This window comes from Enterobacter nematophilus, from assembly GCF_026344075.1.
GTDB classification, from domain to species: domain Bacteria; phylum Pseudomonadota; class Gammaproteobacteria; order Enterobacterales; family Enterobacteriaceae; genus Enterobacter; species Enterobacter nematophilus.
Genome location: NZ_JAPKNE010000004.1, coordinates 117,481 through 130,673, shown reverse-complemented (window position 1 = coordinate 130,673; position 13,193 = coordinate 117,481). Strand labels below are relative to the sequence as shown.

General features: G+C 55.8%; 13 protein-coding genes. 6 read left to right on the top strand and 7 right to left on the bottom strand.

Annotated elements, in window-relative coordinates; genetic code table 11:
* The first annotated feature begins 6 nt into the window (after positions 1-6).
* The 5 genes from ftsZ (at position 7) to mutT (ending at position 6,172) form a co-directional block, all read left to right on the top strand.
* Positions 7-1,158: a cell division protein FtsZ gene (ftsZ, locus tag OSH03_RS13155; RefSeq protein ID WP_008501978.1), complete on the top strand. Its 1,152-nt coding sequence runs from the start codon at positions 7-9 to the stop codon at positions 1,156-1,158.
* 101 nt (positions 1,159-1,259) lie between these two features.
* Entirely contained in the window at positions 1,260-2,177 is a 918-nt protein-coding gene (gene lpxC, locus OSH03_RS13150) for a UDP-3-O-acyl-N-acetylglucosamine deacetylase (protein WP_061099229.1), read from the top strand.
* Positions 2,178-2,457: 280 nt separating this feature from the next.
* Positions 2,458-2,961 (top strand): secA translation cis-regulator SecM, encoded by a 504-nt coding sequence (gene secM, locus OSH03_RS13145; RefSeq protein WP_061099708.1) that lies wholly within the window; start codon positions 2,458-2,460, stop codon positions 2,959-2,961.
* Between the two features lie 58 nt (positions 2,962-3,019).
* Positions 3,020-5,725, top strand: coding sequence for a preprotein translocase subunit SecA (gene secA / locus OSH03_RS13140; protein ID WP_116342514.1), 2,706 nt, complete (start codon positions 3,020-3,022; stop codon positions 5,723-5,725).
* A gap of 57 nt (positions 5,726-5,782) precedes the next feature.
* Positions 5,783-6,172, top strand: coding sequence for an 8-oxo-dGTP diphosphatase MutT (gene mutT, locus OSH03_RS13135; RefSeq protein ID WP_061099227.1), 390 nt, complete (start codon positions 5,783-5,785; stop codon positions 6,170-6,172).
* Positions 6,173-6,209: 37 nt separating this feature from the next.
* Here the strand turns inward: mutT and yacG are convergent, their stop codons facing one another.
* From yacG to coaE, 3 genes are read right to left on the bottom strand one after another with little or no spacing between them, the layout of a single operon-like run.
* Positions 6,210-6,404, bottom strand: a complete 195-nt coding sequence (gene yacG / locus OSH03_RS13130; RefSeq protein ID WP_028015516.1) for a DNA gyrase inhibitor YacG — start codon at positions 6,402-6,404, stop codon at positions 6,210-6,212.
* Positions 6,405-6,413: 9 nt separating this feature from the next.
* On the bottom strand, positions 6,414-7,157 hold the full coding sequence (gene zapD / locus OSH03_RS13125) for a cell division protein ZapD (protein ID WP_028015517.1): 744 nt from the start codon (positions 7,155-7,157) through the stop codon (positions 6,414-6,416).
* The gene (coaE, locus tag OSH03_RS13120) at positions 7,157-7,777 is read right to left on the bottom strand and encodes a dephospho-CoA kinase (RefSeq protein ID WP_266179266.1); all 621 of its coding nucleotides are present in this window, start codon (positions 7,775-7,777) and stop codon (positions 7,157-7,159) included. Before coaE ends, zapD begins: the two co-directional genes overlap by 1 nt.
* Before the next feature lie 228 nt (positions 7,778-8,005).
* Between coaE and OSH03_RS13115 the strand changes: the two genes are divergently transcribed.
* Complete coding sequence (locus tag OSH03_RS13115; RefSeq protein WP_061099225.1) at positions 8,006-9,049, top strand: GMP reductase; 1,044 nt, start codon at positions 8,006-8,008, stop codon at positions 9,047-9,049.
* A 41-nt stretch (positions 9,050-9,090) separates the two neighbouring features.
* On the opposite strand, the gene hofC is transcribed toward OSH03_RS13115, so the two are convergent.
* The 4 genes from hofC to nadC all read right to left on the bottom strand — a co-directional run bounded on the left by hofC (position 9,091) and on the right by nadC (position 13,163).
* Positions 9,091-10,275 carry a protein transport protein HofC gene (hofC, locus tag OSH03_RS13110; RefSeq protein WP_266179265.1) on the bottom strand — a complete coding sequence of 395 codons (1,185 nt, stop codon included), beginning with the start codon at positions 10,273-10,275 and terminating at the stop codon, positions 9,091-9,093.
* On the bottom strand, positions 10,265-11,647 hold the full coding sequence (gene gspE / locus OSH03_RS13105) for a type II secretion system protein GspE (RefSeq protein ID WP_266179264.1): 1,383 nt from the start codon (positions 11,645-11,647) through the stop codon (positions 10,265-10,267). Before gspE ends, hofC begins: the two co-directional genes overlap by 11 nt.
* Before the next feature lie 10 nt (positions 11,648-11,657).
* Positions 11,658-12,095, bottom strand: coding sequence for a prepilin peptidase-dependent pilin (ppdD, locus tag OSH03_RS13100; RefSeq protein WP_151413496.1), 438 nt, complete (start codon positions 12,093-12,095; stop codon positions 11,658-11,660).
* A 174-nt stretch (positions 12,096-12,269) separates the two neighbouring features.
* On the bottom strand, positions 12,270-13,163 hold the full coding sequence (nadC, locus tag OSH03_RS13095) for a carboxylating nicotinate-nucleotide diphosphorylase (protein WP_266179263.1): 894 nt from the start codon (positions 13,161-13,163) through the stop codon (positions 12,270-12,272).
* Between the last annotated feature and the right edge of the window lie 30 nt (positions 13,164-13,193).

Genomic DNA, 13,193 nt, shown 5'->3' with positions numbered 1-13,193 from the left:
GAAATTATGTTTGAACCTATGGAACTGACCAACGACGCGGTGATTAAAGTCATCGGCGTCGGTGGCGGCGGCGGTAACGCCGTAGAGCATATGGTGCGTGAACGCATTGAAGGTGTTGAGTTCTTTGCAGTTAACACCGATGCGCAGGCACTGCGTAAGACGGCAGTTGGCCAGACTATCCAGATCGGCGGTGGCATCACCAAAGGGCTGGGCGCTGGGGCTAACCCGGAAGTCGGTCGCAACGCGGCTGAAGAAGATCGTGAAGCCCTGCGTGCTGCACTGGAAGGTGCGGACATGGTCTTCATCGCAGCAGGCATGGGCGGCGGTACCGGTACCGGTGCAGCACCTGTCGTCGCTGAAGTGGCAAAAGATTTAGGTATCCTGACCGTTGCTGTCGTGACCAAGCCTTTCAATTTCGAAGGCAAAAAGCGTATGGCTTTCGCGGAGCAGGGTATCACCGAGCTGTCCAAGCATGTGGACTCGCTGATCACCATCCCGAACGACAAGCTGCTGAAAGTTCTGGGTCGCGGTATCTCCCTGCTGGACGCCTTCGGCGCAGCAAACGACGTGCTGAAAGGCGCGGTTCAGGGTATCGCAGAACTGATTACCCGTCCTGGCCTGATGAACGTTGACTTTGCAGACGTTCGCACCGTGATGTCCGAAATGGGCTACGCGATGATGGGCTCTGGCGTGGCGAGCGGTGAAGACCGTGCAGAAGAAGCGGCTGAAATGGCTATCTCTTCTCCGCTGCTGGAAGATATCGATCTGTCTGGTGCGCGCGGCGTGCTGGTCAACATTACCGCTGGCTTTGACCTGCGTCTGGATGAGTTCGAAACCGTGGGTAACACCATCCGTGCGTTCGCCTCTGACAACGCGACCGTGGTAATCGGTACTTCCCTTGACCCGGAAATGAACGACGAGCTGCGTGTTACCGTTGTTGCGACCGGTATCGGTATGGACAAGCGTCCTGAGATCACCCTCGTGACCAACAAGCAGACTCAGCAACCGGTAATGGATCGTTACCAGCAGCACGGTATGTCTCCTCTGACTCAGGAGCAAAAACCGGCCGCGAAAGTGGTGAACGACCCAACGCCGCAAACGGCAAAAGAGCCAGATTATCTGGACATCCCGGCGTTCCTGCGTAAGCAAGCTGACTAAGAATTGGCTGGAATTTGGGGATTTGCGCTCTTTGTGCTAAACTGGCCCACCGTTAGTGATATACACTCTCGGTTGGATAGTTAATTTGGCGAGATTATACGATGATCAAACAAAGGACACTCAAACGTATCGTTCAGGCGACGGGTGTCGGTTTACATACCGGCAAGAAAGTCACACTGACGTTACGCCCTGCGCCGGCCAATACCGGGGTCATCTATCGTCGCACCGACTTGAATCCACCGGTAGATTTTCCGGCCGATGCCAAATCTGTGCGTGATACAATGCTCTGTACTTGTCTGGTGAACGAGCATGACGTGCGGATTTCTACCGTAGAGCACCTGAACGCCGCCCTGGCGGGTCTGGGTATCGACAACATTATTGTTGAAGTCGATGCGCCAGAAATCCCGATTATGGATGGTAGTGCTGCGCCGTTCGTTTATCTGTTGCTGGATGCCGGCATCGAAGAACTGAACTGTGCGAAGAAATTTGTTCGCATCAAAGAGACCGTTCGCGTCGAAGATGGCGACAAGTGGGCTGAATTCAAACCGTACAATGGTTTCTCGTTGGACTTTACCATCGACTTTAACCATCCGGCGATTGATGCCAGCACCCAACGCTATGCGATGAACTTCTCTGCTGATGCGTTTATGCGCCAGATCAGCCGCGCACGTACGTTTGGCTTCATGCGTGATATCGAATATCTGCAGTCCCGCGGCCTGTGCCTGGGCGGCAGCTTCGATTGTGCCATCGTTGTTGACGATTATCGCGTACTGAACGAAGACGGCCTGCGTTTTGAAGATGAATTCGTTCGTCACAAAATGCTGGACGCGATCGGCGACCTCTTCATGTGTGGTCACAACATCATTGGTGCATTTACCGCGTTTAAATCCGGTCATGCACTGAACAACAAACTGTTGCAGGCCGTCCTGGCAAAACAGGAAGCCTGGGAATATGTGACCTTCGAAGACGAAGCTGAACTGCCGCTGGCGTTCAAAGCGCCGACTATGGTCCTGGCGTAACGGTTAACGCCGTTTCGTAAGAAAAGCGACTGGTTCACCTGGTACTCTCTCCGACCAGGGAAGCCAGTCGTTTTTATTTCTGCCTTTCTTTGATTTGTCCCTCTACTCCCTGATCTCTGTCGGGTGCCGAATAACGGTGTGTTCGCTGCATTATTGACCGTTTTTACCTGCTGCAAGGTGTCATTCCTGCTGCTGCGTATTGGCTTTAGTGGTAATATCTGGGCGCTAAAAAAGAATAATTGAACTCAGCCTGCACTGGCGGGCGAATGTGGTGGAGCAAGTGAGCGGAATACTGACGCGCTGGCGACAATTTGGCAGACGTTACTTCTGGCCGCATCTCTTATTAGGGATGGTCGCGGCGAGTCTCGGCTTGCCTGTGCTCAGCAACAGTGCGGAAGCGGCGACGCCAGCACGTTCCACGACAACTAAACACGATCTCTCGACGCGGGTTAACTTTACTAATCTCGCGTGGCTTGAAGCCAGCCGTCGTCCTAATTTCTCCGTTGATTACTGGCAGCAGCACGCCATCCGCACGGTTATCCGTCATCTGTCGTTCGCGATGGCGCCGCAGACGATGCCTGTTGCTGAAGAGACGCTGCCGGTTCAGGCTCAGCATCTTGCCCTGCTCGATACGCTTAATGCGCTTCTGACGCAGGACAACCAGCCGCCTGTGACCGTGAGTCAGACGGCGCAAACCTGGTTTGTTCCCCCTGTATCATTCTCCGTTTCGACATGGATTAGCCAGGTTCACGGCATCCGTGCCGGGCCTCAACGCCTCAGCTAAATTAACCTTTTTCAATACCTTAATTTATCTGCCCGTCTGGGGCGTTTGAGAATTTATTATGCTAATCAAATTATTAACCAAAGTTTTTGGTAGTCGTAACGATCGTACCCTGCGCCGTATGCGCAAAGCTGTAAACGTCATCAACGGTATGGAACCGGCGATGGAGAAGCTCTCTGATGACGAGCTCAAAGCGAAAACCGCGGAATTCCGCGCGCGCCTGGAAAAAGGCGAAACCTTAGAGAGCCTGATCCCGGAAGCTTTCGCCGTTGTGCGTGAAGCGAGTAAACGTGTGTTCGGCATGCGTCACTTCGATGTTCAGCTGCTGGGTGGTATGGTGCTTAACGAGCGCTGCATCGCGGAAATGCGTACCGGTGAAGGTAAAACCCTGACCGCAACGCTGCCGGCTTATCTGAATGCACTGACCGGTAAGGGCGTTCACGTCGTTACCGTCAACGATTATCTGGCCCAGCGTGATGCCGAAAACAACCGTCCGCTGTTCGAGTTCCTCGGCATGACCGTCGGCATCAACATGTCCGGCCTGCCGGCACCCGCCAAGCGCGAAGCCTACAACGCGGACATCACCTACGGCACCAACAACGAATACGGCTTCGACTACCTGCGCGACAACATGGCGTTTAGCCCGGAAGAGCGCGTCCAGCGTAAGCTGCACTATGCGCTGGTGGATGAGGTTGACTCCATTCTTATCGATGAAGCGCGTACCCCGCTGATCATCTCCGGCCCGGCCGAAGACAGCTCTGACATGTACCGTAAAGTCGACAAAATCATTCCACACCTGCTGCGCCAGGAGAAAGAAGACTCCGATACCTTCCAGGGTGAAGGCCACTTCTCCGTTGACGAGAAGGCGCGCCAGGTGAACCTGACCGAACGCGGTCTGGTGAAAATCGAAGAGCTGCTGGTGGCTGAAGGCATTATGGAAGAGGGCGAGTCTCTGTACTCTCCGAGCAACATTATGCTGATGCACCACGTGACCGCCGCGCTGCGCGCCCACGCGCTGTTCACCCGTGACGTTGACTACATCGTGAAAGACGGTGAAGTCATCATCGTCGATGAACACACCGGTCGTACCATGCAGGGCCGTCGCTGGTCTGACGGTCTGCACCAGGCCGTTGAAGCGAAAGAAGGCGTGGATATCCAGAACGAAAACCAGACGCTGGCCTCTATCACCTTCCAGAACTACTTCCGTCTCTACGAGAAGCTGGCGGGGATGACCGGTACCGCAGATACCGAAGCGTTTGAATTCAGCTCCATCTACAAGCTGGATACCGTGGTTGTGCCAACCAACCGTCCGATGATCCGTAAGGATATGCCGGACCTGGTGTACATGACCGAAGCGGAAAAAATTCAGGCGATCATCGAGGATATTCGCGACCGTACTGCCAATGGCCAGCCGGTGCTCGTGGGGACCATCTCCATCGAGAAATCCGAAGTGGTTTCCAATGAGCTGACCAAAGCGGGCATCAAGCACAACGTTCTGAACGCCAAATTCCACGCCAAAGAAGCGGATATCGTTGCTCAGGCGGGCTATCCGGCTGCCGTGACCATCGCCACCAACATGGCGGGTCGTGGTACCGATATTATGCTCGGCGGTAGCTGGCAGGCTGAAGTCGCAGAGCTGGAAAACCCAACGCCAGAGCAGATCGCGCAGATCAAAGCCGACTGGCAGGTGCGTCACGACGCGGTGCTGGCATCCGGTGGTCTGCACATCATTGGTACCGAGCGTCACGAATCTCGTCGTATCGACAACCAGCTGCGCGGCCGTGCGGGCCGTCAGGGTGATGCCGGTTCTTCCCGCTTCTACCTGTCTATGGAAGATGCGCTGATGCGTATTTTCGCCTCCGACCGCGTGTCCGGCATGATGCGTAAACTGGGCATGAAGCCAGGCGAAGCCATCGAGCACCCGTGGGTGACTAAAGCGATCGCTAACGCCCAGCGTAAAGTGGAAAGCCGTAACTTCGATATTCGTAAGCAGCTGCTGGAATACGATGACGTTGCCAACGATCAGCGTCGTGCGATCTACACCCAGCGTAACGAACTGCTGGACGTGTCCGACGTGAGCGAAACCATCAACAGTATCCGCGAAGATGTGTTCAAAGCCACCATCGACGCGCATATTCCACCGCAGTCTCTGGAAGAGATGTGGGATGTTGAAGGCCTGCAGGAACGCCTGAAAAACGACTTCGATCTCGATCTGCCAATCAAAGAGTGGCTGGACAAAGAGCCTGAGCTGCATGAAGAGACCCTGCGCGAACGTATCTTTGAAACCGCGCTGGAAGTTTATAAGCGTAAGGAAGAAGTGGTTGGCGCTGAGATGATGCGTCACTTCGAAAAAGGCGTGATGCTGCAGACCCTGGACTCCCTGTGGAAAGAGCACCTGGCTGCGATGGACTACCTGCGTCAGGGGATCCACCTGCGCGGCTATGCGCAGAAAGATCCGAAGCAGGAGTACAAGCGTGAATCCTTCTCCATGTTTGCGTCTATGCTGGAGTCACTGAAGTACGAAGTGATCAGCACCCTGAGCAAGGTTCAGGTGCGCATGCCGGAAGAAGTGGAAGCGATGGAGCAGCAGCGTCGTGAAGAAGCTGAGCGTCTGGCGCAGATGCAGCAGCTGAGCCACCAGACTGACGAAAGCGAAGCCGCAGCGGCGATCGCCGCGCAGACCGGCGATCGTAAAGTGGGTCGTAACGATCCGTGTCCATGTGGTTCCGGTAAAAAATACAAGGCCTGCCACGGCCGTCTGAACTAAGTTCATAAAAAAATGAAAAGGCGCAGACATCTGCGCCTTTTTTATGGAAGTGACACTATGAAAATACTGCAAATTGCCGTCGGGATTATTCGCAACCCGCAAAACCAAATCTTCATCACCCAGCGCGCTGCTGACGCCCATATGGCGAACAAGTGGGAGTTTCCTGGCGGGAAAATCGAGTCAGGAGAAACGCCGGAAGAGGCGCTGGTGCGTGAGCTGCAGGAAGAGGTGGGGATTACCCCGCTTGGCGCCACGCTGTTCGATAAGCTGGAGTATCAGTTTCCCGACAGGCACATCACGCTGTGGTTCTGGCTGGTGGAAAGCTGGGAAGGTGAACCCTGGGGAAAAGAGGGACAGCCGGGTAACTGGGTGGAACTTCAGGCCAGCGATGCCGACAAATTCCCGCCAGCCAATGAGCCAGTGATCCGCCGCTTAGCGGCACAATAGCAGGCCTGCCGGGCGAAGCGCCAGCAGGCTTTGAACGTTACTGCTGGCTTTCGCTCCAGTCATCGCTATCCGAGAGGTCGCCTTCGCTCGGAATACGTTTCTCTTCCGCCGCCCATTCGCCCAGGTCAATGAGCTGGCAGCGCTTGCAGCAGAATGGGCGGAATGGACTCACTTCGCCCCAGACAACGGTTTTGCCACAGGTGGGGCAGTTTACGGTGGTGACGTCAGACATTGGCACTCCTTAACAACAGGCCAGTTCAAAATCGAGGCGTTCCGGCACGGTGCCATTTTCACTGTCCAGCGGCATAAAGCGGATCGCGAAACGGCTTTTATGCCCGGAAATTTGCGGATAAAGCTGCTCGCCAAGAGACAGATTCAGGCGCAGAAGATCGGCGTCGTCGCCGTTGTCCTGATAAAAACCGTTGAGACTGGTTTGCTTGCGGAACGGGGCAGAGTTACGCACAAGATCGAGGATCAGCGATAGCGTCTGATTCATCGGCTCCAGGCTGCCCAGCCAGCTGTTTACCTGACGATCGCGCTGTTCCTGCGGCATATGCAGCCACATGTGCAGCGTTGGCAGGTCAAAGCTACAGCAGCCGCCCGGTATGCTCAGGCGCTGGCGCACCAATGCAATCAAACGGTCTTCGCGTAGATATTGCCCAACGCGCGGCGCGGCCATCAGCGTCGTGCTGCTGTTTTTCAACTGCTGACGTAAGGCGTCAATTCGGCTTTGATCCACGCCCGGCACTTCGGCCCAGGCCTGTAATTTACGCTGCTGGCGCTCCAGCTCTTTCAAAAGCTCCGTGCGGACATCGCCGCGCTCAATCACATCCAGCAGATCGCCTACGTTGCGGAAGAAGTGCAACGCCGTGGCATGATCGTTAACGGGCAGATGTTGTGAAAGCTGTTGGATGAGAAATTCAATGCGCAGCCAGGTACGCATTTTTTCATTAAGCGGGTGCTCAAAAAGGATGTGAGTGGACATTATGGTTTTTCCTGTGCAACGGCCTGCGCGGCGAAGGTCAGATACTGCGCGTGCAGACGGGCAACATCCGATGCAATGGCATCTGGTGCGCCGTTATTATCAATAACATCATCCGCAACGGCAAGGCGCTGAGCGCGCGTGGCCTGAGCGGCAAGAATTTGTTCAGCATGTTCACGCGAGACGTGGTCGCGCGTCATGGTTCGCTGGATTTGCGTTTCGGGTGTGACATCAATCACCAGTACCCGATTGGCTTTCTTATGCAGCTGGTTTTCCACCAGGAGCGGAACCACCCACAGGACATAAGGAGAGCGGGCTGCGGCTATCTGACGCTGAGTTTCCTGGTGGATAATGGGGTGGAGCAGGGCATTAAGCCAGGCTTTTTCCGCAGAATCGGAAAAAATATATTCGCGAAGCTGACGGCGGTTCAGCGTGCCGTCGGCATTGATGATTGCCTGACCGAAATGGTCTGCGATGGCCTTTAGCGCGGGTGTATTGGGCTCTACCACCTGACGGGCAATAATATCAGCATCAATAATCGCGATGCCGAGACGAGAAAATGCGCCCGCAACGGTACTTTTGCCACTACCGATGCCGCCGGTTACTGCGACGATATACCCCATTAAATCAAATCCTGGGAATTATTCATTATGAAAATCAGTTGCTTAAAAAACAAACGTGCGACAGTAATTGTTTGATTCTCTTTACCGGCTTTTTACCAGGTAAATTTATAGGATTGTAGCGTAAAAAAAGAGAATTTCGCAGTCTTGCGGAGCAGGTATTAGTGCGTATGATAGCGTCACTGGAGTTGTGCTTTTAACATATTTGCCTCTAACCCCAGGAATCCGCACATGCGTATCGAAGAAGATCTGAAGTTAGGTTTCAAAGACGTTCTTATCCGCCCTAAACGCTCTACACTGAAAAGTCGCTCAGACGTTGAACTCGAACGTCAATTCACCTTTAAACACTCCGGTCAGACCTGGTCTGGCGTGCCAATCATTGCTGCCAACATGGATACAGTCGGTACCTTTGAGATGGCAACGGCGCTGGCTCAGTTCGATATTCTTACTGCAGTTCACAAGCACTACAGCCCTGAAGAGTGGAATGCGTTTGTTGCGTCCGCCTCTGCTGACGTGGTGAAGCACGTGATGGTCTCCACCGGTACTTCTGACGCCGATTTCGAGAAAACCAAACAGATCCTGAACGCCAACCCGGCGCTTAACTTCGTTTGTATCGACGTGGCGAACGGCTACTCCGAGCACTTCGTGCAGTTCGTTAGCAAGGCGCGCGAAGCCTGGCCGAACAAAACTATCATCGCGGGCAACGTGGTGACCGGTGAAATGTGTGAAGAGCTGATCCTTTCCGGTGCCGACATCGTGAAAGTGGGCATTGGCCCGGGCTCCGTATGCACCACTCGCGTTAAGACCGGCGTTGGTTATCCGCAGCTTTCCGCGGTCATTGAATGTGCCGATGCGGCGCACGGCCTGGGCGGCCAGATCATCAGCGATGGCGGTTGCACCATGCCGGGCGATGTCGCAAAGGCCTTTGGCGGCGGCGCGGACTTCGTGATGCTCGGCGGTATGCTGGCAGGCCACGAAGAGAGCGGCGGCACCGTGGTGGAAGAGAACGGCGAGAAATTCATGCTGTTCTACGGTATGAGCTCTGAATCCGCGATGACCCGCCACGTTGGTGGCGTGGCAAAATACCGTGCGGCTGAAGGCAAAACCGTGAAGCTGCCTCTGCGCGGCCCGGTTGAAAACACCGCGCGAGACATCCTGGGCGGCCTGCGCTCAGCCTGTACCTACGTGGGTGCATCCCGCCTGAAAGAGCTGACGAAACGCACCACGTTTATTCGCGTTCAGGAGCAGGAAAACCGCGTTTTCAATAGCCTGTAATGGCTTTCGCTGGCGCATGTTCGTGCGCCAGCGCTGCTGCACTACCCCGCGCTCATCGCATCTCCCAGATGGAAAATCGGCAGATACATTGCCACCACCAGCGTGCCGATGATGACCCCCGTAACAACCAGGAGCAGCGGCTCCAGAAGCGCCGCCAGGTTGTCTGCTCGTTGAAAGGTCTGTTCCGTGTGATGGCGGGCAAGGTTTGCCAGCATAACGTCCAGCGAACCAGACATCTCGCCGGTTCGTAAAAGCTGAATACAGAGCGGGGTAAACATTGCCGCCTTCTGAAAGGACGACCAGACGGGGAGACCTTTTTCAATGTCCTCGCGTATGCTGCGGAGTATTCCCTGCCAGTACCGGCTTTCAACAGTCTCTTCTGCACTTTCAAGACCCTGTAAGAAGGCAATGCCCGCCTGCTGCGTGAGCGACAGTACGGTGAAGATTTGCCCCAGCTTTTGCCCTTTTGCCAGCGCTCCCATTACGGGAATATTCAGCAGCATACGCTGCCAGCGAGGATGGTGTCGCAGAGCCCAGGCTGCGGTTACAGGAAGAAGCAGCATCGCGAACAGCACCAGGGCATATAACTGCATAAACGCGGCTATCCCCATCACTATTCGCGTCAGCGCCGGAAGCGGGGTGTTAAACGTTTTGTAGATCGCGGCAAACTCGGGCAAAACCAGGGTGACCATTGCCAGCACGACGAGTACGGCCAGCGTCAGGACGATCGCCGGGTAGCGCAGCGCTTTTTTCACTTTCGCGCTGAGCTGCTGCTGCGCTTTTTGCTGCTCTGCAAGCTCCCGGCAGCACGCTTCAAGCTTCCCCGTTAGCTCTCCGGTCTTCACCATTGAGATATGCAGTGGGCTAAAGACCGCAGGCCACCGTTTGAGCGCCTCAGAAAAAGGAGACCCTTCGCTGAGCTCATCGGCAACGCTTTGCAGTAGCCCCCGCCATGGCTCCACCGGATGCTGGTCTGCCAGCATTTTCAGACTATGCGCAAGCGTCAGCCCTGCCTGCAAAAGCGTTGCGAGCTGACGAAACATCTCATAGCAGTGATGTGGACGCCAGCGGTGCCTTTGAGCGCATCGGGTCAGTGCCAGAGGATGGAGGCCGTTACGTACCAGCCTGGTGAAGGCGGCGTTGCGGTCTGTGGCCCAGAGAACCCCGCTTCGGGGTTCTCCTTCAGCGGAGATTGCTCGCCAGCGCCAGAGTTGATTAGCAGCCATCGGGCATACCCAGAACGCGCACTAGCTCTTCAAGCGTGGTCATCCCTTGTTCAACGGCCATGCAGCCGTGTTCAAACAGCGAGATGAGTCCCGCCTGTCGGGCGCTGGCTTCAATGACCTCGGTGCCTGCCCCGCTGGCAATCGCCTGGCGCAGGGGATTATCGATCGTAAGTACCTCAAAAATGGCCACACGGCCGTAAAAACCGTGATAACAACGATCGCAGCCTGCGGGCTGCCAGCGAGGAAGTTGCCGCGGCCAAACCGAGCGCGGCAGGTCCGTATGCTCCCCTGTTTTCTGTCGGCAGTGCGGACAGAGGCGCCGAACCAGCCGCTGGGCAATCACCATCGAGAGCGCGGAAGAGATCATCCAGCGCGCCACGCCCATCTGCTCCAGACGAATGAGGGTTTCCGTCGTTGAGTTGGTGTGCAGCGTCGACAATACCAGATGCCCGGTCTGCGCGGCTTTGATGGCAATTTCTGCCGTTTCACCATCGCGAATTTCCCCGACCATAATGATGTCCGGATCCTGACGGAGCAGCGCTCTCAGTACGCTCTGGAACGTTAATCCCGCGCGGGGGTTAACCTGCGTCTGATTTAACCCCACAAGCGGGATCTCGATGGGATCCTCCACGCTGCAGATGTTGACGTCAGGGGTGTTACGCGCCTGCAACGCGCTGTAGAGCGTTACGGTTTTTCCGCTGCCCGTCGGGCCGGTGACCAGAATTAGCCCCTGAGGCTGGTGGAGCACCTCATTAAAACAGGCCAGCTGTTTAGCGCTCATGCCAAGCGCGTTCGGTTCCAGCGCCTGCTGAACCTGATGCAGCAAACGCAGCACAATTTTCTCACCGCCGTTGCAGGGAAGCGTGGCGATACGAAACGAGACCGGCTCGTTTGTCAGCTCAATCGTAAACTGACCGTCCTGCGGCAAGCGGCGTTCCGCAATATCCAGATTACCCAGCACTTTTAACCGGGCGCTGAGCATCGTCGCCAGCGCGGCGGAAAGGGGAGGCTGCGGATAAAGTACCCCGTCGATACGTAAGCGGATCAGGCACGCGTGCTCCATCGGTTCGATATGGATGTCAGACGCGCGCTGGTTTACTGCCTGCTGCAGCGTGTGGTTGAGGATATCCACCGCGGAGTGGGGTTGCGAAACGACGGGCAGATGCGATTGCGCGGTTAACTGCCTGTGCTTTTCCATGCGTTCAGCGCTCCAGCATTCGATATCAATCCGCTTCTGGGTGGCGAAGCGCAGGGCCTCCATCAGTTCAGGCGCGGGGGTTCCCACGACGGCGATGCTAATCATGTCGCTGTCGCTGGTGAGCAGCAGCGCATGGTGGCGAAGACAAAGCGCCACGAGTTGATCGGTGTTCATTATCCGCTCCTCAGTGAGTGTCGAAGCGGAAGACGTCTTCGCAGGCCTGCTTAAGCGCGCTGTCAGCACTGATATTGCAGTCACGCGTCCAGCCCGTCATGCCGTTGCCGTTGCTCCACTGTGGCGTCATGGTTACCGTCAGCCCGTTCAGGCTCTCCTGGCCTGTTAAGGTGACGACACCTTTCGCCACGCTCATCCCCGAGACGTAACGCGTCGTGGCAGGAGAGGGTATACCGTTACTGCCCGCATCGCAGCTTTCTACGCCACCATGATCCAGCGCGCAAAGCTCAATGGCTGTGCGATAGGGAACGAAAGTTTGCAGCATATCGGTGAGGGCTGCTTTACGCAGGTAGTTCTGATAGGCGGGAACGCCGATGGCGCTCAGAATCGCAATAATGCCAATGACCACCATCAGCTCAATGAGTGTGAATCCTTGTTGTCTGTCCATATCTGCTCCTTATGCAAAGTGGCGCTACTTTGTCAGCGGGACAGGGCAGAAACGAGGGGCAAATAAGGGAACGAGAAAGGAGCTTCAGAGAATTCATTCCGTTTTGCAGAGAAGGACAATGGATTTGCGAGCGAGGCTGAAATTCCCCTCTCCGGGCAGAGAGGGGAGCGGGCGTTATTTGAAGCGCATTGAGAGATCGAGGGCGCGAACGTGCTTGGTCAGCGCGCCAACGGAAATGTAATCCACGCCGGTTTCGGCGAACTCACGGATCGTGTCGAAAGTGACGTTTCCGGACACCTCAAGCTGGGCCCGGCCGTTGGTCAGTTTCACCGCCTCGCGCATCTGCTCTGTTTCGAAGTTATCGAGCATGATGATATCGGCCCCGGCCTTGATCGCCTGCTCCAGCTCTTCCAGGCTTTCGACCTCCACCTCAACAGGCACATCCGGATGCAGCCAGAAGGCTTTCTCCACCGCCTGACGCACGGAGCCAGAAGCAATAATGTGGTTCTCTTTAATCAGGAAGGCGTCGGATAGACCCAGACGATGGTTAGCGCCGCCACCGCAGAGCACCGCGTACTTCAGCGCAGTGCGCAGGCCCGGCAGCGTTTTGCGGGTATCCAGCAGTTGGGTTCGGGTACCGGCCAGCAGGTCAACGTAGAGGCGCACTTCACTGGCGACGCCAGAGAGCGTCTGGACAAAATTGAGCGCGGTACGTTCGCCGGTCAGCAATACGCGGGAAGGACCGTCCAGTTCGAACAGCGGCTGATTGGCTGTCACCGCATCACCATCATCAACGTGCCATGTCACCTGTACATCGTCACCCGCCAGCTGAGTAAAAACCTCTTCAACCCAACGCTTGCCGCAAAAAACGCCCTCCTCACGGGTGATAATGACCGCGTGCGAGCGTGTCTCTTTTGGCAACAATTGTGCGGTAATATCCTTTTCAGCGTTAACGTCACCCCCCAGATCTTCTTTCAACGCATGGGCGACGCTTGCCGGAATATCCATATTAATACGTTCCAGAAGCGCTTCACGTCGGTGGTCGGGGTTGTAGCGGCGAGGCGGCATGATAAAACTCCAAATTGGTAACGAATCATA